General features: G+C 73.1%; 22 protein-coding genes. 9 read left to right on the top strand and 13 right to left on the bottom strand.

Features of this window, described 5'->3' with window-relative positions; translation table 11 throughout:
- Nucleotides 1-13: 13 nt before the first annotated feature.
- Genes CS0771_RS31110 through CS0771_RS31095 form a run of 4 tightly spaced genes read right to left on the bottom strand, consistent with a single transcriptional unit; the run spans nt 14 to nt 4,853 of the window.
- Nucleotides 14-1,057, bottom strand: coding sequence for an oxaloacetate decarboxylase (locus tag CS0771_RS31110; RefSeq protein ID WP_212844320.1), 1,044 nt, complete (start codon nt 1,055-1,057; stop codon nt 14-16).
- Complete coding sequence (locus tag CS0771_RS31105; RefSeq protein ID WP_244871139.1) at nt 1,054-2,538, bottom strand: aldehyde dehydrogenase; 1,485 nt, start codon at nt 2,536-2,538, stop codon at nt 1,054-1,056. Before CS0771_RS31105 ends, CS0771_RS31110 begins: the two co-directional genes overlap by 4 nt.
- Nucleotides 2,535-3,821 carry an acyl-CoA dehydrogenase gene (locus tag CS0771_RS31100; RefSeq protein ID WP_212844319.1) on the bottom strand — a complete coding sequence of 429 codons (1,287 nt, stop codon included), beginning with the start codon at nt 3,819-3,821 and terminating at the stop codon, nt 2,535-2,537. The genes CS0771_RS31105 and CS0771_RS31100 overlap by 4 nt, the downstream gene beginning before the upstream one ends.
- Before the next feature lie 24 nt (nt 3,822-3,845).
- Complete coding sequence (locus CS0771_RS31095) at nt 3,846-4,853, bottom strand: flavin reductase (protein WP_212844318.1); 1,008 nt, start codon at nt 4,851-4,853, stop codon at nt 3,846-3,848.
- Nucleotides 4,854-4,978: 125 nt separating this feature from the next.
- Here CS0771_RS31095 and CS0771_RS31090 point away from each other — a divergent pair, with 125 nt between their 5' ends.
- Nucleotides 4,979-5,788: an IclR family transcriptional regulator gene (locus tag CS0771_RS31090; protein WP_244871138.1), complete on the top strand. Its 810-nt coding sequence runs from the start codon at nt 4,979-4,981 to the stop codon at nt 5,786-5,788.
- A 183-nt stretch (nt 5,789-5,971) separates the two neighbouring features.
- Here CS0771_RS31090 and CS0771_RS31085 read toward each other — a convergent pair whose 3' ends face one another.
- The 3 genes from CS0771_RS31085 to CS0771_RS31075 form a co-directional block, all read right to left on the bottom strand.
- Nucleotides 5,972-6,790 (bottom strand): hypothetical protein, encoded by an 819-nt coding sequence (locus tag CS0771_RS31085; RefSeq protein WP_212844317.1) that lies wholly within the window; start codon nt 6,788-6,790, stop codon nt 5,972-5,974.
- A 169-nt stretch (nt 6,791-6,959) separates the two neighbouring features.
- The gene (locus CS0771_RS31080) at nt 6,960-7,907 is read right to left on the bottom strand and encodes a hypothetical protein (protein ID WP_212844316.1); all 948 of its coding nucleotides are present in this window, start codon (nt 7,905-7,907) and stop codon (nt 6,960-6,962) included.
- Between the two features lie 85 nt (nt 7,908-7,992).
- Nucleotides 7,993-8,700 carry a hypothetical protein gene (locus CS0771_RS31075; protein ID WP_212844315.1) on the bottom strand — a complete coding sequence of 236 codons (708 nt, stop codon included), beginning with the start codon at nt 8,698-8,700 and terminating at the stop codon, nt 7,993-7,995.
- Nucleotides 8,701-8,833: 133 nt separating this feature from the next.
- On the opposite strand from CS0771_RS31075, the gene CS0771_RS31070 reads away from it, so the two are divergent.
- The 3 genes from CS0771_RS31070 (at nt 8,834) to CS0771_RS31060 (ending at nt 10,545) form a co-directional block, all read left to right on the top strand.
- Nucleotides 8,834-9,730 carry a CoA ester lyase gene (locus tag CS0771_RS31070; RefSeq protein ID WP_212844314.1) on the top strand — a complete coding sequence of 299 codons (897 nt, stop codon included), beginning with the start codon at nt 8,834-8,836 and terminating at the stop codon, nt 9,728-9,730.
- A gap of 118 nt (nt 9,731-9,848) precedes the next feature.
- On the top strand, nt 9,849-10,259 hold the full coding sequence (locus CS0771_RS31065) for an ATP-binding protein (protein WP_212844313.1): 411 nt from the start codon (nt 9,849-9,851) through the stop codon (nt 10,257-10,259).
- Nucleotides 10,246-10,545, top strand: coding sequence for an STAS domain-containing protein (locus CS0771_RS31060; RefSeq protein WP_212844312.1), 300 nt, complete (start codon nt 10,246-10,248; stop codon nt 10,543-10,545). Before CS0771_RS31065 ends, CS0771_RS31060 begins: the two co-directional genes overlap by 14 nt.
- A gap of 5 nt (nt 10,546-10,550) precedes the next feature.
- On the opposite strand, the gene CS0771_RS31055 is transcribed toward CS0771_RS31060, so the two are convergent.
- Nucleotides 10,551-12,116: a phosphatidylserine/phosphatidylglycerophosphate/cardiolipin synthase family protein gene (locus CS0771_RS31055; RefSeq protein ID WP_212844311.1), complete on the bottom strand. Its 1,566-nt coding sequence runs from the start codon at nt 12,114-12,116 to the stop codon at nt 10,551-10,553.
- A 176-nt stretch (nt 12,117-12,292) separates the two neighbouring features.
- On the opposite strand from CS0771_RS31055, the gene CS0771_RS31050 reads away from it, so the two are divergent.
- A complete protein-coding gene (locus CS0771_RS31050; RefSeq protein WP_212844310.1) occupies nt 12,293-13,948 on the top strand; it encodes a hypothetical protein in 1,656 nt (551 codons plus the stop codon).
- 109 nt (nt 13,949-14,057) lie between these two features.
- Nucleotides 14,058-15,395 (top strand): RICIN domain-containing protein, encoded by a 1,338-nt coding sequence (locus CS0771_RS31045; RefSeq protein ID WP_212844309.1) that lies wholly within the window; start codon nt 14,058-14,060, stop codon nt 15,393-15,395.
- A 46-nt stretch (nt 15,396-15,441) separates the two neighbouring features.
- On the opposite strand, the gene CS0771_RS31040 is transcribed toward CS0771_RS31045, so the two are convergent.
- A complete protein-coding gene (locus CS0771_RS31040) occupies nt 15,442-15,918 on the bottom strand; it encodes a hemerythrin domain-containing protein (protein ID WP_212844308.1) in 477 nt (158 codons plus the stop codon).
- A 151-nt stretch (nt 15,919-16,069) separates the two neighbouring features.
- Between CS0771_RS31040 and CS0771_RS31035 the strand changes: the two genes are divergently transcribed.
- Entirely contained in the window at nt 16,070-16,579 is a 510-nt protein-coding gene (locus tag CS0771_RS31035; RefSeq protein ID WP_212844307.1) for a hypothetical protein, read from the top strand.
- Nucleotides 16,580-16,671: 92 nt separating this feature from the next.
- Here CS0771_RS31035 and CS0771_RS31030 read toward each other — a convergent pair whose 3' ends face one another.
- Genes CS0771_RS31030 through CS0771_RS31020 form a run of 3 tightly spaced genes read right to left on the bottom strand, consistent with a single transcriptional unit; the run spans nt 16,672 to nt 20,137 of the window.
- Nucleotides 16,672-18,090: an MmgE/PrpD family protein gene (locus CS0771_RS31030; protein WP_212844306.1), complete on the bottom strand. Its 1,419-nt coding sequence runs from the start codon at nt 18,088-18,090 to the stop codon at nt 16,672-16,674.
- On the bottom strand, nt 18,087-18,941 hold the full coding sequence (locus CS0771_RS31025) for a cyclase family protein (RefSeq protein WP_212844305.1): 855 nt from the start codon (nt 18,939-18,941) through the stop codon (nt 18,087-18,089). The genes CS0771_RS31030 and CS0771_RS31025 overlap by 4 nt, the downstream gene beginning before the upstream one ends.
- The gene (locus CS0771_RS31020) at nt 18,941-20,137 is read right to left on the bottom strand and encodes a CaiB/BaiF CoA-transferase family protein (RefSeq protein WP_212844304.1); all 1,197 of its coding nucleotides are present in this window, start codon (nt 20,135-20,137) and stop codon (nt 18,941-18,943) included. The genes CS0771_RS31025 and CS0771_RS31020 overlap by 1 nt, the downstream gene beginning before the upstream one ends.
- A 78-nt stretch (nt 20,138-20,215) precedes the next feature.
- Here CS0771_RS31020 and CS0771_RS31015 point away from each other — a divergent pair, with 78 nt between their 5' ends.
- On the top strand, nt 20,216-21,643 hold the full coding sequence (locus CS0771_RS31015) for a dihydroorotase family protein (RefSeq protein WP_212844303.1): 1,428 nt from the start codon (nt 20,216-20,218) through the stop codon (nt 21,641-21,643).
- Between the two features lie 98 nt (nt 21,644-21,741).
- Nucleotides 21,742-22,215 carry a hypothetical protein gene (locus tag CS0771_RS31010; RefSeq protein ID WP_212844302.1) on the top strand — a complete coding sequence of 158 codons (474 nt, stop codon included), beginning with the start codon at nt 21,742-21,744 and terminating at the stop codon, nt 22,213-22,215.
- Nucleotides 22,216-22,508: 293 nt separating this feature from the next.
- On the opposite strand, the gene CS0771_RS31005 is transcribed toward CS0771_RS31010, so the two are convergent.
- A complete protein-coding gene (locus CS0771_RS31005; protein WP_212844301.1) occupies nt 22,509-23,399 on the bottom strand; it encodes a hydroxymethylglutaryl-CoA lyase in 891 nt (296 codons plus the stop codon).
- Nucleotides 23,400-23,422: the final 23 nt, after the last annotated feature.

Here is a 23,422-nt window from a genome sequence, read left to right as displayed (position 1 = left end):
TTCTCCTCGCGGGCTAGACGGCGTAGCGGGCGTCGAGGGCGAGCGCGTCGTCCTGGCCGACCAGGGAGGTGAAGGCGGACCAGGCCATCCGGTCGACGCCCGTGGCGTGACTGGTGGCGGCGATCGCGGCGTAGGCGTCGGCGGCGGCGCGCAGCGCGGCGAGCAGGGGCGACACCGGGTGCAGCACCAGCCGCACGCCGACCGCGGCGAGGTCCGCGTCCGTGGGCCACAACTTCTGGGATGTACCTACATCCCAGAAGTTGTGGGCTGCCGCGCGATGGTCGCCTGCTGCTGGGTCGTCGCCTGCCGCGTGGCGGGGTGGCATGGTCTCCGGTGCGGTCGGCGACACCTGGGTTGCCTCGGCAACTTCTGGGTTGCCGCCTGTGGCGGAGTCGTCCGCCCGCGCCGTGTGGTGTGGAGCGGACCCGGCCGCCTCGGAGCGGTTGAGGACCAAAGGTACGCCCGGCAGCGCGGCGTGAGCGTGGGCGAGTTCGTCCAGGTCGGACACGCCTTCCAGGAACACCGCGTCGGCCCCGGCCGCCGCGTAGGCGCGGGCGCGGGCGATCGCGTCGTCCAGCCCGTTGCCGGAGTACGCGTCGGTGCGGGCGACCACGACCAGGCCGGTCCCGTCGCCGGTCACCGCGCGGATCTTGCGGGCGGCCGCGTCGGCGCCGATCAGCTCCTTGCCGGCCAGGTGGCCGCAGCGCTTGGGCTGCACCTGGTCCTCCAGGTGCAGGCCGGAGATCCCGGCGGCGGCGTAGCGGCGGGCGGTCCACACGGCCTGCAGCGCGTCGCCGTAACCGGTGTCGGCGTCGGCCAGCAGCGGGGCGCCGCCGAGCGCGGGCACGATACGCGAGGCACGTTCGGCCAGGTGGGTGCCGTGCACGTAGCCGAGGTCGGGCAGGCCCAGGTCGAGCGCGGCGCACGCCGCGCCCGAGAGGTGCGCGGCACGGTGCCCGGCCCGCACCGCCAGGGTGGCGGTGGGCGGGTCGTACACGCCGGGCAGGTGGGTGACCCGGTCGGAGGCGAGCAGGGCCCGCAGCGCCGCGGCGGTCACGGGCGGCCGTGCAGCGCGAAGCCGCCCTCGACGCCGACGACCCGCGGGTTGGTGAAGAAGCGCAGCGTCTCGGCCGTGCCCTCCTCCGAGTAGCCGGACAGGCCCCAGGCCGGGCGCGGGGTGAACAGGTGCAGGCTCATGATGCTGGAGCCGTTGACCTTGACCTCGCCCGCGGTGAGCCGCCGGGCCACGGCCAGCGCCTGCTCCTCGTCGGCGCCCTGCACGTACGCCTCCAGCCCGTACGGGGTGCCGTTGGCCAGCTCGACCGCCTCGTCGAGGGTCGTGTACGGGTGCACGGCGGCGACCGGCCCGAAGATCTCATGCAGCGTGTGCGCGGGGGAGACGCCGGTTACCAGCGTGGGGCTTAGGAAGTTGCCCTCGCCCGGCACGGTCAGCGCGGTGTGCGCGGTGCCGCCGTGCGTGACCAGCGCGTCGCGGGCCGCGGCGACCCGGGCCAGGTGACCCGAGTGGATCAGCGGGCCGTAGTCCGTGTCGGGGTCGAGCGGCGATCCGGCGTGCAGCGTCGCGAGCCGGTCGAGGGCCGCCCGCAGGATCTCGTCGGCGCGCCCGGCGGGCACGATGAGGCGGCCCAGCGCCCGGCACCACTGCCCGTTGAGCGTGGTGAGCAGGTCGGCGGCGGCGCGGGCGGCGTCGGCGGTGTCCGCGTCCGGCAGGATGACCAGCGGGTTGTTGCCGCCGAGTTCGAGCTGCACCGGCTTGATGTCGTACGCGCAGGCGGCGGCGACGGCCCGGCCGCCGGTGAGCCCGCCGGTGAACGACACCGCCCGGATGCGCGGGTCGCCCACCAGCCGGGCACCGGTGCTGGCGTCGCCGTGCACGAGCTGGAACAGGCCGCCGGGCAGCCCGGCCGCGGCGAGCGCGCGGGCCACGGCGGCGGCCAGGGCCTGGGTGCCGTAGGGGGCGTACTCGCTGGGCTTGACGATGGTGGGGCAGCCCGCGGCCAGCGCGTTGGCGGCCTTGTGCGCGGCCATCGGGGCGGGCGCGTTCCACGGGACCACGCACGCGGCGGGGCCCCAGGGCAGCCGGTCGACGTGCGCCAGGCGGCCGTCCTCGCGCGGCAGCGCGCTGCTCAGCCAGCCCTCGCGCAGCTGCATCGCGGCCAGCCGGAACGCGCCGCCGAGGATCACCGACAGCATCCCGGTCTGCCGGATCGGCACCCCGGTCGCGTACGCCTCCAGCGCGGTGATCTCGGGCGCGGCGGCCTCGACCTCGGTGGCGACCGCGTCGAGCACGTCGGCCCGCTCGGCCGCGGGCAGCCGCTGCCAGGTCCCGGCGGCGTGCAGCGCGGCGGCCGCGGCGATCGCCTGCTCCACCCGGTGCGGGTCCGACCCGGCCGCCACGGTCACCGGACGTCCGGTCGCCGGATCCTCCAGCGAGAAACCGAGCTGCGCGGTGCAGGGCGCCCACTCCCCGCCGACCAGGTCGGCGATCGGCGGCGTCGCGAAGGCCGCGCCGCTCATGACGCCACGTTCCCGAACAGGTTGTTGGCGCGGGAGGCGGTCACCATCGAGGCGGCCTCCAGCCTGCCGCGCTCCGGCGGGAACGTCATGACCAGGCCCATCGCCAGGTCGCGCAGGGCGCGGCCCATCGTGCCGTGCAGCGTCGCGCCGGAGGTGCCGCACGCCTTGAACGCGCCCACCGCGACCGCGAACGCGGCCTCGCAGATCGAGCCCTTGGCCAGCCGCCACTGGCGGTAGACGTCGCCCTTCGGGGCGAGCGGCGGCTCGGACGTCTCCAGCAGCAGCTGGCGGCGCAGCCACAGGTACGCCGTCTCCAGGTTCTCCGTCATGTCACCGATGATCACCTGGTGCATGGGGGACTCGGCAATAGGCCGGCCGGTGTCGGCGAAGGTCTTGGCGGTCAGCCGCTGCAGCGTCTCGTCGTACACCCCCTGCGCGCAGCCGACGTAGACCGCGGTGATGGCGAGCTGGTTGCCGACGAAGCTGCCCCGGCTGCACTGCAGCATCTTCACGAACGCGCCCGGCACGGTCAGCGCCTCGTCGGCCGGGATCCACACGTCGCGCAGCGTGACGCCGTGGTTGGCGGAGCCGCGCATGCCCAGGCCGTCCCAGGACGGGCGGGACGCGACGCCCTCGGCCTCGCGCGGCACCAGGAACAGCGCCAGGCCCTCGGCCGTGTCGGTGCCGTCCAGCCGCGCGGTGACCAGGTACGTGTCGGCGACGCCGGTGGCGCAGCCGAACGACTTCTCACCGGTGACCAGCCAGCCGTCGACGCCGTCGCGGGTCGCGCGGCGGGCCGTCGTGGAGATGGCGATGTTCGCGCTCGCGCTCTTGACCGACTCGCTGGCGAAGTTGGCCAGCCAGGTGCCGCCGGCCATGCGCCGCAGCACCTTCTCCGCGAACGCGCGCACCACCGGCACGTCGGCGTCGTCGAACAGCCCGGCGTCGATCGCCTCCAGCGGCAGCAGGCCGCGCGAGGCGCTGGTGTTGTGGAAGAAGTAGGCCAGCGCCGTCGACGGGCAGGCGGTGCCCATCGCGTACGTCGCCGCGGCCAGGTCGCGCAGTGAGCCGCCCAGGCCGCCGTGCTCCTCCGGCACGACCAGGCCGAGCAGCCCGGCCTCGCGCAGCAGGTCCACGTGTCCGGCGGGGAACTCGCCCGCGGCGTCGGCGGCCTCGGCGGCGGCCCGCAGCGCGGGCAGCACCGCCTCGACCCGCATCGCGCGCTCGCGCTCGGCGGCGGTCATGTCGTCGACGAGGCGTTCGCCGGTGAGCCGGTCGGCCATGGCAGTTCTCTCCCTTGTGGATGTTCAGGCGAGGTCGGGTACGAGGGGGTCGGCGCAGGCGACGCCGAGCTGGCGGGCCAGCAGCAGCAGGTCGCGGGCGGGCAGGCCGCCGGAGGCCGGGTCGAGCACGGTGTCGAAGCGGTGCACGCCGCTCTTCATCGCGACCAGCGCGTTGACCAGGCCGAGCCCGTGGTGCGCGAGCAGCCGCACGTGCAGCGCGGCCGGGCGTACGCGTACCACGGCGTCCTGCAGCACGCGGCGGACCTGCAGCGGCGACGCGGCGCTGTGCTCGGCGCAGCCGATGTCGACGGCGGGCAGCCCGGCCAGCGCGTCGAGCGCGGCCAGCACCGCGGACTCCCGTTCGGGGGCGAACGCGTCGGCGACGTATACCCGCACCGGGCCGTCGGCGGCCAGCTCGCGGGCGCGGGCCAGGTCGGCCTGGTCGCGTACGGTCAGCACCGGGCCGGTGGCCTCCCGGCCGTCCAGCACGGTCATGGAGATCTCGTGCGGGAGCGGGTCGGCGAGCTGGCCCCAGCTGCGCGAGTGGAACAGCAGCGGCGCGGTGACCCGGGGCGTGTCCGCCTCAAGCACCCGCCCGACGAAGATCGTGTGGTCGCCGCCGGGGTAGGCGTGCTCGACGGCGCAGTCCAGCCGCCCGGTCGCCTCGGCCAGCATGGGGCTGCCGGTGGGGCCGGTGACCCAGTCCGTGCCGGCGAAGCGGTCGGTCGTGCCCGGGGTCATGCCCGCGAAGCGCCGCCCGATGTCGGCCTGGTCCTTGCCGAGGAAACTGATCGCGAACACCCCCGACTCGCGCACCAGCGCGTGCGTCGGGAGATGATTGCCCAGGCAGACGGAGACCAGTGGCGGATCGAGGCTGACGGAGGAGAATGAGCTGGCCGTCATGCCGTGCACGCGCCGGGCGCCGTCCGGCCCGGTCGTCACGGTGGTGACCACGGCGACGCCGCTCGGCCACTGGCTGAGCACGGCCCGCAGCTGCCCGCTGTCCACCTCTGCACCGCCCTTGTTTCGCATAAGGAAACGCTGTTGCCGTGAAGGTAACGACTCGGCGGTAGCCGTGTCAACGCCCGTGCGGCCTCTGCGCCGTGGCCGCGCGGCGATCTACACTGACGGGCGTCCGTGCCGACAGGAGGGGCCCCGTGCCGACCAGCGCCGCAGCGAAGGCGACTACCGCCGCCGACGACGACAGCCAGTCCCGCTCCATCGCCGCCGTCGAGCGTGCGATGGACGTGCTGCTCTACTTCGGCCGCAGCGGTCAGCCCGATCTCGGGGTCACCGAGATCGCCACCTCACTCGGCCTGACCAAGGCCGCGGTGCACCGCATCCTCACCGCGCTGCGCAGCCGCGACCTCATCACCGTCGACCCGGTGACGCGCCGTTACGCGCTCGGCCACGCCGCCGTGGCGCTGGGCCGCGCCTACCTGGCCCGCACCGACCTGCGCGCGATGGCCGCCCCTGAGCTGCGCGCGCTTGCCGAGCAGACCGGCGAGACGGCGACGCTGTCCCTGCGCCGCGGCGACACCCGCCTCTACGTCGACCAGGTCGTGCCGGACCAGGAGCTGCGCATGGAGGTGACCCTCGGCATCCCGTACCCGCTGCACGCGGGCGGCTCGTCGAAGGCGTTCCTGGCGTTCCTGCCCGAGGCCGAGGTCGAGTCCTACCTGGAGCGCCACCCGCTGCAGGCGCTGACCGACAAGACCATCACCGACCCTGGCAAGCTGCGCAAGGAGCTGTCCGCCATCCGCAAGCGCGGGTACGCGACCTCGCTCGGCGAGCGCCAGGCCGGGGCGGCGTCGATCGCGGCGCCCGTGTTCGACCACGACGGGCACGTGGTGGCGGTGCTGAGCGTGGCCGGCCCCGCCGCCCGCTTCAAGCCCGAGGGCGAGACCGCCGACGAGCTGGTCGCGGCGGCGGCGCGGATCTCCGAGCAGCTGGGTTACGCGGGCTGAGCCGCTCTCGGTCCGGCTTTCGGCACCGATGATCGCGAGTTCGTGTCGGGAAGTGCGGTCCGGCAGAGCATGATCGCCGTCTCGTGTCCAAACCTGTGGCCAGACCGCAGATCTTGACACGAGACGGCGATCATGCCCCGGCGCGAGCCGCGGCGGCCCGGCGGGAGCCGCGCGGTGGCGGAGTCAGTCGCGGCGACGTCGGCCCGGCTGGGCGGGCTGGCGGGGCGGGGGAGCCGAGTAGCCCTCGTCGGGGCGGCGGCTGTAGGACGGGGCGGCGTAGGAGGCCCGCTCGTCATGGCGCGGCCAGGCGGGCGCGTCGAACTCGTCGGCCCGGTGGGCGAAGTCGGTGCCGTGCCCGCGTACCGCCCGGTAGGTGAGCCACGCCGCGAGGCAGAACACCCCCTGCGCCATGGTGTTGATGCCCTGCTGGACCCACTGGAACGCCAGCGCGTCGCTGGCCGCGTGCCCGCGCAGCGGGATCAGCGCCATCACCGCGAGCACGCTCACCGGGAACAGCCCGGCGGCCAGCGCGGTGCCGTGCCGCCACGCCCGCACCGAGCCGAGCACGCTGATCCACACCACGATCACGGTCGCGAACACGAACGTGGGCTGCACAGACCGCTCGGCCACCGCGAGCCCGCCCGCGGCGGCTCCGGCGATCAGCAGCGGCCACCGCCACCAGCGCAGCGAACCGTGCAGGGACAGCGCCAGCAGCAGGCCACCGGCGGCGAGCAGCGGGAAGAGCAGGTCGTCCAGCCAGGGGACCTCGATGGCCCAGGCGGCGTGCAGCAGCTTCCACGTCGACTTGGCGGCGCCGCCCGCCCCCATCAGCACGGCGCCGATGCGGCCCAGCCAGGATGGCGCCAGCAGCAGGAACCCGACGAACGCGAACAGCGTGGGCGCGAAGTCCTCCACGGCGAGGCCGACGCTCAGCGCGGGTGTCTCGGCGGCCTCGGCCGTCGCCGCCCACGGCAGCACCTCCGGCAACACATCCATGAGCATGAGCGCGAGCTTAGACCCATCGAGCTGCGCCGTTCCAGTGTGCGAAACGGACAACTTCCCGAGATCTACTTTGGAGGTACGCGTCTTGTGCTGACCGGCTCGAACCTGGCGTCCTGCCTGCGGTGCATGTGAAGGCCGCCCTCGCGTCCGCGAAGGCGGCCCGGTGCGCTCAATTGACGAACTGTGTGGTGACGTTGGGGTCGAGGTAGTCGCCGGCGCCGTACACCCATGCCTGACCGACCGGGTCGCCGAGCTGGGCGCGCAGCCAGAACGCGGCCCAGCGGCCCGCGGTCTCGACGCTCAGCGCCTGGCTGAGCGTCTGCGGTGACAGGTCGGGGCGGGCCCCGGCCGGGTTCTGCGTGTCGGTGATGCCGTAGTGGTTGGCGCCGGTGAGGCTGACCCAGAGCTTGGGCGGCGTGGCGATCGCCTGGTACGTGGCGTACCCGTTGGCGGGGCTGCCGATCCCGTCGGCGCCGGCCTGGATCAGGGCGACGGGGATGGTGTTGGCCACCGGCGGGGTGGCGCCGGTCGCGGGGTTGGTGTTGTTGGTGCCGTAGAACGCGGCGGCCCGCAGTTGCGGCGGGGCGGGGGTGGGCACGGTGCAGAACGGCGGCGTGCACAGGCCGGTGGCCAGGCCCAGCCCGGCCGCGCCGCCGAAGGAGTGCCCGAGCAGCAGCAGCGTGCCCGGGTCGAGCGCGCCCAGCAGCGGCGAGCCGGCGCGGGCGTGCTCGGCCTGGGCCCAGGTCACGGTCCAGCCCGCCTGTGCCCCGGTGGCGTAGAGGCCGGGCTGGCCGAACAGGACCTGGTAGTGGTTGGGCACGACGACCACGAAGCCGTACGAGGCGACCTTGCGGGCGTAGCCCGAGTAGTGGGACTTGTCCACGTTGGCGCCCTGCAGCAGCAGCACCACGGGCCACGGGTCGTGCGGCGAGCCGGTGACGGGGTGGTAGACGTCGGCGGCGTCGCCGCCGACGGTGGTGGCGTAGCCGGCGACGGTCGAGTATGCCGCGGCGGCGGGTGCCGGGGCCGCCGTCGCCGCCGCGCCCGCGGCCAGCACGGCCACGAGCGCGGAGACGAGCAGGCGGCGGGCGCCGCGGGGTCCGGACGAGGTTCGCATCGATCCTCCCGTTTCTCCAAGCGAAACAGTGTTTCGCACTGAGAGACATGATGCGGATCGATGCGGCGGCCGTCAATGCATCGGGTCACAGCTCCGCGAACGGCTTGAGTACGCCCAGCGCCGCGGCGGCCAGCACGCTGCCCCAGATGCCCCACACGTACGGCAGGCAGCCGTCGATCGAGCGCTTCATGGCCGTCTCCACCTCGGGCGTCGAGCCGCTGGTCATCAGCGCGCCGAAGGCCGCGCCGAACGGGCGCAGGGTGAGCCGGATGCCCAGCCCGCAGGCGATGGCCACGGTGTAGAGCAGCAGTTTCGCGCCCAGCCAGCGAGGATTGGTGGCCACCCCGAACGGCTGCGCCGCGACCATGGTGTAGACGGCGGTCACGCCGAGCGCGGCGATGAGCCCGAGCCGGATGGTCCAGTCGGCGCGGCGCACCCACGGCCGGCGGCCCGGGTGGTGGTGGTCGGTGATGGTCGCGGCGAGCCAGCCGGCGGCCAGCAGCCACACCGCCACCACGACCGGCCAGGAGAACGGGTTCATCCCGAACACCGTCGCGCCGTGCGGCTCCAGCGCCATCAGCGTGACGCCGCTGGGCAGGAACAGGACCAGGCAGATCTTGGGGCCGAGGTCGAGCCCGCCCATGATCTTCAGGGCGGTGGCGCGGGCGGCGGGGCTGAGGTCGGGGCGGAGGACGAACCGGCTCGACCAGAACACGCCGAGGTCGCCGCCGAGCCAGAAGACGAAGAGAACCAGGTGGAGCAGAATCCACCAGCCGTGTGTATGCGATCCCACGCGCGTAATGGAAACACCGATCCGCTGTGAGAAACAAGCTCTTGACGGGCTGGTCATGGCCTGGCTAGCGTCGGCGCATGGTCGGCCGCCACCTCGCCACCCCCGCCCGCCCCGCGCCGGTGGGCGTGCCCGCATGAGGTCCTACCTCTACGTCCCCGGCGACGCCCCCGCGAAGCTGGCCAAGGCGCTGACCGTCGGCGCGGACGCGCTCATCGTCGACCTGGAGGACGCCGTACCCCCGGCGGCCAAGGAGACCGCCCGCGAGACCGTCGCCGCCTTCGTCGCCACCGCCGCTTCCGGCAGTTTCGGGGAAACTGCACGAACGCCAAGCGATCATCGTGCAGTTTCCCCGAAACTGCCGCGGGTCTGGGTTCGCGTGAACCCGGGCGAGGCGGGTCACGCCGATGCGGCGGCGGTGGTGGGAGCCGGGCTGGCGGGGGTGTGCCTGGCGAAGACGGAGTCGGTGGCGCAGCTGGCGGCGCTGGACGGTGTGCTGACGCGGCTGGAGCGGCGGGCCGGGCTGGCGCCGGGCGGCGTGCGGGTGGTGCCGCTGCTGGAGTCGGCCGCCGCGGTGCTGGACGCCCCGGCGCTCGCGCGCGGGCCGCGGGTGGCCCGGCTGCAGCTCGGCGAGGCCGACCTCGCCGCCGACCTGGGCGTGACGCTCGGGCCGGACGAGCGCGAGCTGCTCTGGGCCCGTTCCCATACGGTGCTGGCCAGCGCTGCGGCGGGCATCGCGCCGCCGGTCGCGCCCGTGTCGGTGAACTTCCGCGATCTCGACACGCTGCGCGGGTCGACGCTGGCGCTGAAACGGCTCGGCTTCCGCGGCCGGGCCTGCATCCACCCCGCGCAGCTGCCGGTCGTGCACGAGGTCTTCACCCCGGCCGAGTCCGAGGTCGCCGCCGCCCGGGATCTGGTACGCCGCTACGAGCAGGCGATCCGCGACGGCTCCGGGGTGTGCCTGGACGAGCGCGGCCGGCTCGTCGACGAGGCCGTCGTCCGCTCGGCCCGCCGACTGCTCGCCGGGGACTGACTGCCCGGACTGTCGTCAACTGTGCCGCACGTTGCGGTGATCCCGCGATACATGCTGAAGTGGGGCGGGTATACGACGGGTGACGACGACCCTGACGAGCGCGGCAAGGAGGTGCGGCGTGAGCGAGCTCAGCGCGAGCCTGGACCTTCCGCTCGGCATGGCGGCCCCCACGGGTGCCCGGCACATCCTGCGGCAGGTCCTGCTGACCTGGGGCTATACCGACGCGGACTGGCTCGACGAGTCCGGCCTGCTCATCTCCGAGCTGGTCGGCAACGCGGTCCGGCACGGCGGCGGCTGCCTGGAGGTGCGGGTGCAGGCGCACGGTTCGCTGGTCACCGTCAGCGCCGCCGACGGCAGCTCGGTCATCCCCCGGCGGCGCGAGCCGGGCCCGACCGGCGGCCTCGGCCTGGCGCTGATCGAACGTTTCGCCGAGGGCTGGGGCATCGAGGACCACCATGGCGGCAAGCGGGTCTGGATCCGCCTGCGCGCCTACCCGGCCGGCGGCGGAGACGATCGTGCTGACGGTTGACGTGCGCCGGGAACCGGACCGCACCGTGCTGGTGCTCTCCGGTGAGCTGGACATGGCCACCGGGCACCTGCTCACCGGGGCGCTCGCCCGGGTGGCGGCCGAGCCCCGGGTGGACGTCGACGTGTCAGGCCTGTCCTACTGCGACTCGTGCGGCCTGAACATCATGCTCGCCGCCCGGCACCGGGCCCGGCGCGAGTCGCGCGAGCTGCGCGTGGTCGGCCCGCGCGGGTTCGTGGCCCGGGTCATCGGCGCCTGCGACGCCTCCCGCGTCCTGCTCGGCGGCTGACCGCCTCAGAACCTGTTGCGCACCCGCATCCCGCTCGGCCGGCCGTCCGGGTCGCAGATGAACTCGTACACCAGCCGCGCGGGCACCCGCCGCCACCCCTGCACGTCCGGCGGCTGGTAGCGGCGCAGCCGCGCCCGCGGCCGCGGACCCGTCCCGCCCGCCTCGTGCCACCCGTCCAGCTCCGCCGCCGCCCGCGCGAACGCGTCGAACGCGACCTCCGGGTCGCCGAGCACGTCACCGGCCTCGTCCTCGCCGAGTCCCAGGTGCTCCCGCATCAGCTCCAGCCGCAGGTCGCGCGCCCACGTCGGCCGCTCGGACTCGTCCATGACCGCGCAGGTCAGCTCGGAGTCGTACGTCCACGACCTCATGTTGAAGTTGTCCGAGCCGACGGTCGCCCAGGTGTCGTCCACCACGCAGGTCTTGGCGTGCACGTAGATCGGGGTGCCCGCGGCGTTCTCCAGGCCGTACACCGCGAACCGGTCGCCACCGGCCTTGGCCAGCGTCTTCATCGCCTGCTTGCGGCCCCAGGACTCGGCGATCGAGACCGTCGGCGAGGCGGCGTCCGGGGCCAGCGGCACCACGCAGATCAGCCGCAGCTCCGGGTTGTCCCGCAGCGCCTGCGCGAACGGGCGCAGCACCCGCGCCGACCACAGGTACTGGTCCTCGACGTAGATCAGCCGCTTGGCGCGGGCGATGGACTTGAGATACGCCCGCGCCACGCTGCGCTCGCCGCGCGGCGCGAACGGGTAGCGGCCCAGCCGCCGCCGCGGGTACGTGCGCAGCGTCTGCACCGCGTGCTCGCCGGCCGGGGGCGGGTCCGGTAGCTGCGCGGGCAGCGGCATGACCTCGGTGCGCAGCCGGGACAGCAGGTCGCGGGCGTGGTCGACGACGTTCAGCGACAGCGCGCTCGGGTCGTTCCAGCGCTCGCGGAAGGTCAGCTCCACGTCCCCGACGGCGGGACCGCGCAGCTCCAGCTGGATGTCGTGCCAGGGCGGACGCGGCCCGTAGACCTGCGCCATCGGCGGGGCGAGCGGGTCGCCCTCGTGCTCGATGCCGTCGTTGCGGCCCCGGCACAGGTCGATGCCCCCGACGTAGGCGACGTCGCGCTCGGGGCGGTCCTGGTGGCGTACCACGAACAGCTTCTGGTGGTGGGAGCCGCCGAAGCGGACCCGCATGTCCAGCAGGACGTGCGCCCCCGCCTGCTGGAGATCCTCGGCGAGCTGCCGGTTCTGCGGCGAGCTGAAGTGCAGCCAGTCCGGGTGTGAGCGCCACAGCAGCCCGTATACCTGCACGCCGCGCCGGGCGGCGTCGCCGAGCACCCGGGTGACCTGCGTACGGGGGCCGCAGAGCCGCTCGTCCGGGTCACCGCGCCAGTCGGTGAACAGCACCAGGTCACCGGCGCGGGTGTCCTCCAGGACGGCGACCAGCTCGCGGAAGTACGCCGCACCGTGCACCAGCGGCCGGGCCAGGTTGCCGCGGCTCCAGGCCAGCCCGCCGGGATGGCGGCGGTCGATCTCGGTCGCCGGGTTGCCGCGCTCGGCCGCGTCCAGGAACCAGCTGTCGGGGGTCACGAAGGGAAGGTAACCGCATCGCTGCTCGGGAAACTAGATCGGCGCAACCGGTGACGCACCTGACGGGTGCGAGTGACGTGCGTCTGTCAGGTTCCTGGCAGAAAGACCGCAGGTGGGGCATCAGTTCGTACGTTGACGATGCGTCGCTCGTCCTACATGACTAAGGCGGGTTGTCGATGACCGACATGGACGAGGCCATTGCCGAATACCGCCGACTGGTGCTGATTCCGGCGGCCGATGACGTGATCGCCGAATACCTACAGATGCTCGTCGGTTGTCTGCAGGCACGATACCTAAGAGTCGGCGCTCGTCAGGACATCGATGACGCGATCGAGTACGGCCGCCAGTTGATCCGCCGTGTTGCGCCGGAATCCCCCATCCACGCGAATGCATTAACGGTACTGGCCATCTCGTTGTGTATGCGATTCCGGATGGCGGCTATCACGAGCGATCTCGAGGAAGCCGCCGAACTTGCCGAATCGGCGGCGCGGATGGCTGGCGAGGGCCCGCATGCCGCCCCTCTTCATGCCAACGTCGCCATGACCTGGCTGGAAGTGGCGCACCATGATGGTTCGTTGGCCAAGCTTCAGGCCGCGGTTCAGCACGCCCGTTCCGCCGTTGTGGTCAGCTCCTCGGAAGACGACAACCTTGGTTTGTATCTCTACACGCTGGTGTGTGCACTGCGAGCGCTGTTCGACCGCACAGGCAGTGGGTCGATCCTCGACGAAGCGATCGACATGGGCCGACAAGCGGTGACGCGGCTGGCGGATCGCGAGGAGGTGGCGGCCCAGAGTCTTCACGCGCTCGGTACGGCACTGAGACTGAGATACGAGTACACCGGCTCACGGCCGGACCTGACTGAGGCAGCCGAGATCCTACGTCGAGCGGTCTCCTTGAGCTCGCATGGTGACGTGAACCGGCCGACGATCCTGGCCGAGTGCTGCACCGTGCTCTACGTGCTGGCCGAGTCCTTCGGTGCGGACACCCTCGACGAGTCTGTGCATCTGGCCCGCGAAGCGGTGGACTCAGCGGCACGGTCTGATGCGAACCTCGGCCGCTACTGTTTCGTGCTGAGTACCGCATTGATGACCCGTTGGCAGAATGCCCTCGGTAGCGAGCCCCGCGCTGACGCGGAAGGGGCCGTCGCCGCTGCGGTGCGGGCAGTGAAGGTGACGCCTGTAGAGGACTCGGAGTACGGCAAGTACCTGGCTCATCTCGGGACCGCTTTTGTGGCTTGGTATCGGGCGACAGGCGAGCTGAAGTCGCTGGAAAGCGGTATACGGCTTCTCGTGGCAGGAGTCAACCGAACCCCAGTGGGCCATCCCGGCCGAGCCGGCCGCTTGTCGGACCTGGGATCCGCGCTGGCCGTCTACTCCAGTGTCCGCCATGATGCCGGTGCGATGGATACGGCTTTAGCGGCGTGGCGGGAGGCCGCCGGTTCAGATGCCGCCCCAGTCGTCACCCGTCTCACATCGGCACACCTCCTTGCCACTGTGCTCGCGGCATCATCGGGTCACGAACAGGCGCTCGCAGCGTATGCCGGCGCCGTCGAACTACTGGCTCTGCTCGCGTGGCCCGGCCTGACGGTCGACGATCAGTTGGACCGGCTGCGTAACCATGCCCAGCTGGTCAGTAGTGAGGGCGCATCCTGCGCCGTGGCGGGAATGGCGAACGGCACGGCCGTCGAGATGCTTGAGCACGGCCGCAACCTCTACTGGCAGCAGATGCTCAGTCGTCGTGGCGATCTGGATCTGCTGCGGGAGAGCCAGCCCGAGATCGCGGAACGCCTGCGCCGGTGCCGACTCCTGCTGGACACCGTCGCGGCGGTCTGAGGGCGCCGCCGCGGGTCCGGACTCACAAGGAGTATCGAAACTCATCGACTCGCTCGCCGGGGTGTGGATAGCTTGCGGATCCCATCCACTCCCGGAAGGAGCCACGCCCATGGCTCTGCACCACCTCCGCGCCGGGGCCCTCGCCGCCACCGGCGCGGCGCTGCTGCTGCTCTCCACGGTGCTGACCGGCTCGGCCACGGCCCGCCCGGCCGAGCCCGCGCCGGAGTACCGCGCCTTCGGCGCCGATGCGCGGCCGATCGTGGCGCCCAAGGACGATCCCGCGCGCGGCCTGGTCTTCAAGGGCCTGGCCGCGGACACCACCGGCCCCTGCGTCGGCGGCATGCGGGTCGTCGCGGTCACCCCGGTCATGTGCACCCACGGTCCCGACGCCCCGCCCGCCGGGCTCGCGGTCGACCGGCGCATACCGGCGACGCAGCCGCTGTCGGCCCCGGCGGCGCCGGCCGTCTGCGAGGGTGACGGCGTGTCCGGCCGCCGCGTCGAGGTCCTCTACGTGCACGGCAACACCAACCGTTACAACCAGTACCTGGAGACGTTCCGCACCCTCGCCGAGGGCATGGACGTCATCTACAACGAGAGCGCCCGCGAGACCGGCGGCGAGCGGCACATCCGTTTCGTCACCGAGAACGTCAACGGCGCCTGCCGGCCGGTGGTGCGCCGAGTGCAGGTCGCGCAGTCGGCCCTGGCCGACTTCGGCGGCAGCGTCAACGCGGTCCGGGCGCAGGGATACAACCGTACCGACCGCAAGTACGTGATGCTCGTCGAGGCGAACGTGTACTGCGGCATCGGCGGCTTCGCCGGGGACACCCGCAAGACCGACGACAACCGGTCCAACTTCGGCCCGGAGTACGGCCGGTCTGACAACGGCTGCTGGACCGCGGCCGTGGCCGGCCACGAGCTCGGGCACAACCTGGGCGCGGTGAACAACAACGCGCCCAACGCCTCCGGCGGCGCGCACTGCACCGACGAGTGGGACGTCATGTGCTACTCCGACGAGCCCAACCACCCGCCGATGCGATACGTCTGCGGCGACCGGGCCCACGACGAGCGGCTGGACTGCCGGCACGACGACTACTACAGCACCAACCCGCCCGCGGGGTCGTACCTGGCGAACAACTTCAACGTCGCCGACAACCTGTTCCTGATCCGCGGCGGCGGCGTCCCCAGCCGGTCGATCGTCAACCCGGTGTCGGGCCGCTGCCTGGACGTGTCCGGCGGGCGCACCGAGGACGGCACCAAGACGCAGCTGTGGGACTGCCTGAACAACCCGGCTCAGCAGTGGATCATGCAGCCGAACGGCAACATGGTGAACCCCGCCTCCGGCAAGTGCCTGGACGCCGACGCGTGGGGCACCGCCAACGGCACCCGTACCATCCTCTGGCCCTGCGGCCCCGGGCCGCAGGCCAACCAGGTCTGGTTCTGGCGCTGAGACGAGCAGGACGGGCCCGCTCGCCCGCGGGCCCGTCCTGCTCAGCTCAGGCCCGTGCGGAGGGCACGTCCAGCGGGTCGGCGGGAGCCTCGTCGCGCGCGGCCTGCATCCGCCCGCCCAGCTCCTCCAGCCGCTGCGTACCCAGCGCGGCGCGCACCTGCGGGAACCAGTCCTGCTCCTCTTCCTCCTGGTGGTGGCGCATCTGCTCGATCAGCACCGCCACCTTCGCGTCGTACACCTCCTCCTGCGGGTCCAGGTCGCGCAGCTCGGCCAGCAGCCAGGCCGCCACGTGGTGCTCCTCGACCGACTCCAGGATGTGGTCGGTCGTCTGCGGGGCGGCCTGCCGCGCGGCCGGGTAGAAGATCGTCTCCTCGATGAAGGCGTGCGCGGTCAGCCCCTGGATCATGCGATCGACCAGGGCCCGCTTCTCCGCGTCCGTCGCCACCGGGCGGCTGCGCTCGTACGCGTCGTACAGCGCCTCGAACCGGCGGTGGTCGTGGATCAGCAGTTCTATGGCATCCATGCGGCCCTCCTCATGTCGGGGCCGGTGCGATGCCCGGGGCACCGGCCCTGTGCCTTCGTAACCGGATGCCCGGCGGTGCGCTGCTGAAACCGCCGTCGTGGGGACTTCCTCGGGGCGGCGCGGTCGCCGGTGTTCGGCTACGGTCTGAGCCATGCGACGTCCGTACCGCTCGCTCCTGCTCGCCACCGCCGCGCTGCTGAGCCTCGCGGGCGCCTGCGATGAACAGACCGACGGCGACGGCTACCTGGTCTACAGCGATCGGGGCAACCCGCCGGTGCCCGGCCACTTCACCGCGGCACCCGAGGCGTACGAGCTGCGGCTCGGGCTGCGCCCGAACGGCTGCGTGACGGTGTTCACCGGCGACGTGGAGCGCGTGCCGCTGTGGCCCGACGGCACCAAGGTCGCGCAGGTGTCGACCGACCCCGTCCGCTACGAGGTCGCGATCCGGGATGGCCTCACCCTGACCGTCAGCGAGACCGCGGGCGACTCCTTCGAGGCCTTGGCCATCATCGACGACGGTTCGGGCCCGCTGCTCGGCCCCGACCAGGTCCCCACCAAGGCCGAGTCCCTCCTCGGCTTCTGTGGCGTCCCGGCCGCCCCCATCGCCTTCCCCAGAGCCGACCTGATCTCCGGAGCCGCGCCCACCCCTCCATCGCGGTGATCATGAACTTGTGGGCGGGTTCGACGGTGTGTCGCCGCCATAACTTCATGATCAACGCATTGCCGGGTGGGCGCCGAGGGAGCGGCGGTGGGTCAGGCGACGGTGAGGGCGAGCAGGCGGGCGGCGTCGTGGCGGTCGAAGGCGGCGGCGGCCAGGGCGGCGGCCCGGTCGGCGGACAGTGACTCGGCGGCGTTCATGGCGAACTTGCGGGCCAGCTCGTCCTCGGTCAGCGGATGCCGCTCGCTGCCGCGCGAGGAGTCGACCCGGTGCTCCCAGTCGCGCCCGTCGCGGGTGCGCACCCTCAGCACGGCCGCGAACGCGTGTGGGAACAGCTCGGTGGCGCGCTCGTCGGCCACGCAGGTGACCCGCGCCGCCAGCGCGAGCCTCTCGCCCGTCAGCTCCCGGAAGTCATCCAGCCCCAAGCCCAATCCAGCCCCGCCGAGCAGCGCGGACGCGACGGTGTAAGGCCCCGAGAACTTCCCGTGGTACGCCGAGCGCGGATGCGCCTTCTCCGCGGCCGGCTCGGCGATGGTGCGCAGCACGGGTGCCGCCACGCCCAGCTCGATGGTGTCGATCGCGGCCGGGTCCAGCCCCGCTTCGCGCAGGGCGAGCGCACAGTCGATCCCCGGGTGCGTGAAGTGGTTGGTCGGATACGGCTTGTACACGGTCCGTGCCAGCTCCCACCGGGTGCCCAGGTCGCCGAGCAGCGCGTCGCCGTCGAGGAACCCGCCGGTGTACGCGGTGAAGAACCCGAACCGCCCCTCCAGCACGGTCGGCGGCCCGGTGAGCCCGTCGGCGGCGAACACCGCCGCGCTCACCCCGGCGTGCGCCGCCCAGCCGCAGTGCGTCTTCTTGACCGTCCCGCCGGTCCGGTTGGCCTCCAGCAGCCCCGCGCCCATCGACGCGGCGATGCCCATGGCGTGCGCGATGCCGTCGGCGTCCAGCCCGTACAGCAGCCCGGCCGCGGCGGCCCCGCCGATCGTGCCGCAGATCGAGGTCGCGTGCAGGCCGCGCTCGAAGAACACGGAGTTGCGCAGCTCGCGGTCGTACGCGGCCATGCCGAGCCGGTTGCAGATCTCGATCCCGGCGGCGACGGCGCGGACCAGCTCCGGCCCGGTGGCGCGGGTCGCCTCGGCGGCGGCGAGCGCGGCCGGGACGATGCTCGCGCTGGGGTGCAGCACGGACGGCAGATGCGTGTCGTCGAAGTCGAGCGCGTGCGCCATGACCCCGTTGACCAGCGCGGCGGCCGGGGCGGGCAGTCGGTCCCCGGACCCGATGACGGTGGCCTCGGGCGTGCCGCCCCAGCGGCGTACCGAACGCAGCACGGCCGCCACGGCGGGATCGTGCTGGGCGGCGAGGCCCAGCCCGAGGATGTCGAGGATCCGCCCGGGCACGCCGTCGGGGATCGCACCCTTCCGGCACCCGACCGCGAACTCGGCGAGCGCCTGCACCGCGGTCTGCGGCACAGCCTCGCCCGACACGGCGGGCGCGCTCTGCGGCCGGGCCGTCATGCGGGCACCGCCAGCGGGCGCACCGGGGCGCCGGTCGCGCCGGCCAGGGGCAGGGGATTGAGGACGAGCAGCATCTCGCGGGCTCCGGTGTCCAGCAGTGGCGCGAGGTTCATCGTCTCGACGATGTGGACGCCGTGCTCGACGAGCAGCACCCGGTGCGCGGGCAGCACGGCGTGGCCGCGCCCGGCGGGGATGCACTCGAACGCGATGGTCTCCGCGCCGACGGCGGCGGGGGAGTGGGCGGACAGCCAGCGGGCGCCCGCCTCGCCGGGGCCGGGGGTGCCGTCGCGCTGCCCGACGAACGCGTCGTGCTCGTGCCAGCGCCGCGACCAGCCGGTGCCGATCAGGATCACCTCGCCCGCGCCGATGGTCAGCCCGGCCGCTGCGCACTCCAGGTCGTCCGGCGTGATCTCGTATCCGGCGGGCAGCACCGTGACGCCGTGCGCGCGGGCGACGTCGAGCAGCACGGCCCGGCCCAGGTACGGCGGGAACGTGTCGATGCCGAGGTCGCTGAAGCCCTGGTGGGAGGCGAGCGCGGCGGCGTCGCGGCCGCCGTGCAGGAGCCCGTCCTGGGAGACGTGGGCGAGCGCGTCGACGTGGGTGCCGACGTGGCCGCCGGTGACGATCAGCTCGTTGGCGGCCGAACCGCCGTCGGGGCGGACCATGTCGCCGTGGCGGCGTTCCAGGGCCATCCGGTATGGCGGGTGGTTCGGCGACTGCGGCATGCCGCGGCGCATCGGGTGGGCCAGGTCGAGCACGGGCCGCCCGGCCAGCGCGGCCCAGGGGGCGCCGGCGGGGTGGCGGCCGCTGGGCGAGGACAGCAGGGTGTGCCGGTCGAGTTCGGCCTGCATCAGATCACTCCGGTGGCGCGCAGGGTGGTCAGCTCGTCCTCGGTCAGGCCGAGCCGGTCGCGGTAGACGGCGTCGTTGTCGGCCCCGTGCGGCCGTCCGGTCCAGGCGATCCGGCCCGGCGTCTGCGACATGCGGTAGAGCACGTTCGGCATGCGCAGCGGGCCGAGCACCGGCTCGGTGACCGTGGTGACCGAGTCGAGGGCGGTGTACTGCGGGTCGGTGAACACGTCGGCGATGTCGTAGATCGGGGCGACGGCGGCCTGCGCGTCCTCGAACGCCTTGGTGACCTCGGCCAGGTCGCGTTCGGCGATCCAGCCGCCGACGTAGCCGTCCAGCTCCTCGGCGTGGGCGGCGCGGCCGGCGCCGGAGGCGAACCAGGGCTCGGCGATGACCTCGGGGTGGCCGACCAGGCGCAGCACCCGCTCGGCGACGGCCTGGGCGCTGGTGGACACGGCGACCCAGCGGCCGTCGCGGGTGCGGTACGTGTTGCGCGGCGCGTTGTTGACCGACCGGTTGCCGGTGCGCTGCTGCACGAGCCCGAGCTGGTCGTACGCCATGGCCTGCATGCCCAGCACGGTGAGCATCGGCTCGACGATGGCCAGGTCGATCACCTGCCCGGTGCCGCCGTTGGCGTCACGGTGGTAGAGCGCCGTCATCACGGCCTGCGCGCAGGTCAGCGCGGAGATGCCGTCGGCCAGGCCGAACGGGGGCAGCGTCGGCGGGCCGTCGGGCTCGCCGGTGATCGCGGCGAAGCCGCTCATCGCCTCGGCGATGGTGCCGAAGCCGGGGCGGTGCGCGTACGGCCCGAACTGCCCGAACGCGGTGACCCGCGCGATGATCAGGCGCGGGTTGACCTCGTGCAGCACTTCGGGGGACAGCCCCCAGCGCTCCAGCGTGCCCGGCCGGAAGTTCTCGATCAGCACGTCCGCCTCGGCCAGCAGCCGCTTCGCCAGCTCCGCGCCCTCGGCCCGGCCGAGGTCGAGCGTGACGGTGTGCTTGTTGCGGCCGAGCATGGTCCACCACAGCGGCACGCCTTCGCGGGACGGGCCGTGCCCGCGCGACGGGTCGCCCTTGGCCGGGTGCTCGATCTTGATGACGTCTGCGCCGTAGTCGCCCAGGATGGTCGCGGCGAGCGGTCCGGCGAAGAGCGTCGCGGCGTCGACGACGGTGATCCCGGAGAGGGCGGCGGGCGGCATGCGAGAAAGGTACACGCCCTATCCGCGAAAAGGAAACCCCGTTACAGTGTGCGAAACACACTGCTGGGAGGTAATGCCGTGGCCCGCTATGACCTGCTGGTCAAGGACGGAACGCTCGTTCTGCCGTACGTCGGCACCGTCCGCGCCGATCTCGCCGTCCGCGACGGGCGCATCGCCGCCATCGCCGACGCGATCGACACCGCCGAGGCCGAGCAGGTGATCTCGGCCCGCGACCGGCTCGTCTTCCCCGGCGCCGTCGACGCCCACTACCACCTGGGCATCTACCGCGATCTCGCGCTCGACGCGGCCGAGGAGACCCGCTCCTCGCTGGTCGGCGGCGTCACCACGGTGCTGTCCTACTTCCGCACCGGCCAGCACTACCTCAACCGCACCGGCCCGTACGCCGAGATCTTCCCGCAGGTGCTCGACGCGGTGGCCGGGCACGCCTGGACCGACTACGGCTTCCACCTCGCGCCCATGGACACCGCGCAGGTCGGCGAGGTGCCGTCGCTGGTCGACGAGCACGGCGTCAGCTCGTTCAAGTACTACATGTTCTACAAGGGCTTCAACCTCTCCGCCGACTCCCGTGACGCCAAATCCTTCACCATGAGCGACGAGTACGACCTCGGCCACCTGTACCAGATCATGGAGGCCGTCGCGGCCAACCAGCGCGACGGGCGGCGGGTCTCGCTGTCCCTGCACTGCGAGCAGGCCGAGCTGATGCGCCTGTTCATCGACCGGGTCCGCGCCGCCGGTGACCCGCAGACGCTCAAGGCGTACTCCGACGCGCGCCCGCCGCTCACCGAGCAGGTCGCCATCGGCGAGGCCACCACGCTCGCGGCGGCCACCGGCTGCCCCGTGAACCTGCTGCACCTGTCCTCGGCAGAGGCGATCGCCGCCGCCGGTGCGGCCAAGGCGTCCGGCCGGTTCGACCTGCGCTGCGAGGTCACCCTGCACCACCTGTGCCTCGACTACGAGAGCCTGGACCGGCGCGGCGGCCTCGGCGCCAAGGTCAACCCGCCGATCCGTGCCGTGTCCGACACCGAGGCGCTGTGGGCGGCGGTGCTCGACGGCACCGTGGACTGGGTCGCCTCCGACCACGCCTGCTGCCTGGAGGAGCACAAGGGCGACCGGCTGTGGCCGGCGCTGCCCGGCTTCGGCGGTACCGCGCTGCTCTACCCGATCCTGCTCAGCGAGGGCATGCACCGCCGGGGCCTGTCCCCGCAGCGGGTCGCCGAGCTGGCCTCGGGCAACCCCGCGCGGGCGTACGGGCTGGCCGGGCGCAAGGGCGGCCTGATGGTCGGCCTGGACGCCGACCTCACCATCGTGGACCCGGAGCTGGAGCAGGAGGTCACCACCGACCTGCTGCTGTCCGGCCAGGACCACTGCCCGTTCGAGGGCCACAAGGTCAAGGGCTGGCCGGTGACGACCGTCGTCGGCGGCCGCGTCGCCTACCAAGACGGCCAGGTGCTCGGCACGCCCACGGGACGTTTCGTGGCGCGCTGACCCCCGCCCGGCACGGGGCCGCACCGAGGCGCCCTCCCGGCGTGCCGGTGCGGTTTCCGGGGTCTGCCAGAAGATCAGCTGAGTCCTAAGCTGTCCGGATGGCGGCGGAGCATGACGTGATCGATCTGGACGCGGCGGCGGCACCGGCCGCGCGCGACGGCCTGGCCTTCGCCCGCGGCTTCGCCCGGCGCAGGACGGCCCTTCGTTTCGCGGCCGTGTTCGCGGCCGGGCTGATGCTCGGCGGCACGGGTGTCAGCGTGCTGCGGGATCGGCAGGAGCAGCAGGAACGGGACGCGGCGGTCTACCTCGTGGCCACCACGGAGACGGCCAACATGGGCGGCTCCGGCACCGAGCGGCAGGTGTCGCTGCAGGGTAGGCTGGCCGTGCTGAACGTCGGGCAGGCGCCGGTCACGATCCGCGGTGTCCGAGCGGAGCGAGGGGACGTCACCGTCAGCAGCTTCGGGCAGCCCCAGGTGGCGCAGCCCGCGGGCACCGTGCGGCTGCTGGTCCAGCTGGACAGCGCCTGGGCGGCCGATGCGCAGGGCATGTGCATGCCGCTGCCGGTGACCTAGGCCGCCTGCCGAGGACGACTGACATGTGGTCTGTGCGGGACACAACTTCTGGGTTGTACCTACAACCCAGAAGTTGTGGCCCCGGCAGGCACTGACCTGCCGGGGACGGCCGCCCTCCGGCGAGCACGATGACGTGTCCTGCCGGTGGGTGACCGCCCGCCGGAGGCAACCAGGTTGATGCGGTGGTAACAGCTGGGTTGCCCCCGCCGTCAGGACAGCGGATGGCCGGCCCGCCCGGAACGGGGAGGCGTCCAGCTCCGGGCGGGCGGGCCGCTCAGTCGGGGAAGACCTGATCAGCCGGGCGGAAAGACGCCTGCACGGCCCAGCATCGCCGGGGCGGTGACGCCGAGCCGCTCGGCGATCCAGGTGCCGGTCTCGGCCGCCCGCGCCGTGTCCACGCCGGTCGCGACGCCGGACCGGTCGAGCAGGTAGGACAGATCCTCGGTGGCGATGTTGCCGGTCGCGGCCGGTGCGAACGGGCAGCCGCCGATGCCGCCGATGCTGGCGTCCAGCGCCGACACCCCGTGCTCCAGCGCGGCCAGCGCGTTGGCGTAGCCGGTGTTGCGGGTGTTGTGGAAGTGCGCCCGCAGCGCGACGTCCGGCGCGACCGAACGCACCGCCGCGACCAGCTCCGCGACCTGCCGTGGCACGCCCACGCCGATGGTGTCGGCCAGGCAGATCTCGTCCGGCGGCGCCGCCATGGCCTGCTCCACCAGCATCCGTACCCGCTCGGCGGGCACCTCGCCGGTGAACGGGCAGCCGAATGCCGCCGCGACCGTCAGCGTCGTACGCAGTCCCGCGGCGCGGGCGGCGGTGGCCACGCCCGCCCACTGCCCGAGCGAGAGCGCGCTGCTCATGCCCTGGTTGCGCTGCGAGAACTCGTCCGTGGCGACCAGCACGTAGTTGACCTCGTGCACCCCCGCGCTCGCCAGTGCCCGGTCCAGCCCGCGCTGGTTGAGCACCAGCCCGATGTAGGAGACCCCGGCCGGGCGGGGGACCGCGGCGAGCACCGCCTCGGCGTCGGCCATCTGCGGCACGCGGGCAGGGTGGGCGAACGCGACCGCCTCGATGCGGCGCAGCCCCGCGGCGATCGCGCGGGTGATGTAATCGACCTTCACCGGGGTCGGCAGCAGGGCCTTCTCGTTCTGCAGCCCGTCGCGCGGGCCCACCTCGACGATCTCCACGGCTTCCTCTCGACATGGCCACC

Source organism: Catellatospora sp. IY07-71 (genome assembly GCF_018326265.1).
Taxonomy (GTDB): Bacteria; Actinomycetota; Actinomycetes; order Mycobacteriales; family Micromonosporaceae; genus Catellatospora.
The sequence above is the reverse complement of the archived record's forward strand: the minus strand, read 5'-3'. Positions and strand labels throughout refer to the sequence as shown.

Excerpts from the sequence above, each read along its gene's own strand:
- CS0771_RS31105 (WP_244871139.1), bottom strand. The coding sequence starts at position 2,538 with ATGAGCGGCGCGGCCTTCGCGACGCCGCCGATCGCCGACCTGGTCGGC.
- CS0771_RS31100 (WP_212844319.1), bottom strand. The coding sequence starts at position 3,821 with ATGGCCGACCGGCTCACCGGCGAACGCCTCGTCGACGACATGACCGCC.
- CS0771_RS31095 (WP_212844318.1), bottom strand. The coding sequence starts at position 4,853 with ATGCGAAACAAGGGCGGTGCAGAGGTGGACAGCGGGCAGCTGCGGGCC.
- CS0771_RS31085 (WP_212844317.1), bottom strand. The coding sequence starts at position 6,790 with ATGCTCATGGATGTGTTGCCGGAGGTGCTGCCGTGGGCGGCGACGGCC.
- CS0771_RS31080 (WP_212844316.1), bottom strand. The coding sequence starts at position 7,907 with ATGCGAACCTCGTCCGGACCCCGCGGCGCCCGCCGCCTGCTCGTCTCC.
- CS0771_RS31070 (WP_212844314.1), top strand. The coding sequence starts at position 8,834 with ATGAGGTCCTACCTCTACGTCCCCGGCGACGCCCCCGCGAAGCTGGCC.
- CS0771_RS31050 (WP_212844310.1), top strand. The coding sequence starts at position 12,293 with ATGACCGACATGGACGAGGCCATTGCCGAATACCGCCGACTGGTGCTG.
- CS0771_RS31045 (WP_212844309.1), top strand. The coding sequence starts at position 14,058 with ATGGCTCTGCACCACCTCCGCGCCGGGGCCCTCGCCGCCACCGGCGCG.
- CS0771_RS31040 (WP_212844308.1), bottom strand. The coding sequence starts at position 15,918 with ATGGATGCCATAGAACTGCTGATCCACGACCACCGCCGGTTCGAGGCG.
- CS0771_RS31035 (WP_212844307.1), top strand. The coding sequence starts at position 16,070 with ATGCGACGTCCGTACCGCTCGCTCCTGCTCGCCACCGCCGCGCTGCTG.
- CS0771_RS31030 (WP_212844306.1), bottom strand. The coding sequence starts at position 18,090 with ATGACGGCCCGGCCGCAGAGCGCGCCCGCCGTGTCGGGCGAGGCTGTG.
- CS0771_RS31025 (WP_212844305.1), bottom strand. The coding sequence starts at position 18,941 with ATGCAGGCCGAACTCGACCGGCACACCCTGCTGTCCTCGCCCAGCGGC.
- CS0771_RS31020 (WP_212844304.1), bottom strand. The coding sequence starts at position 20,137 with ATGCCGCCCGCCGCCCTCTCCGGGATCACCGTCGTCGACGCCGCGACG.
- CS0771_RS31010 (WP_212844302.1), top strand. The coding sequence starts at position 21,742 with ATGGCGGCGGAGCATGACGTGATCGATCTGGACGCGGCGGCGGCACCG.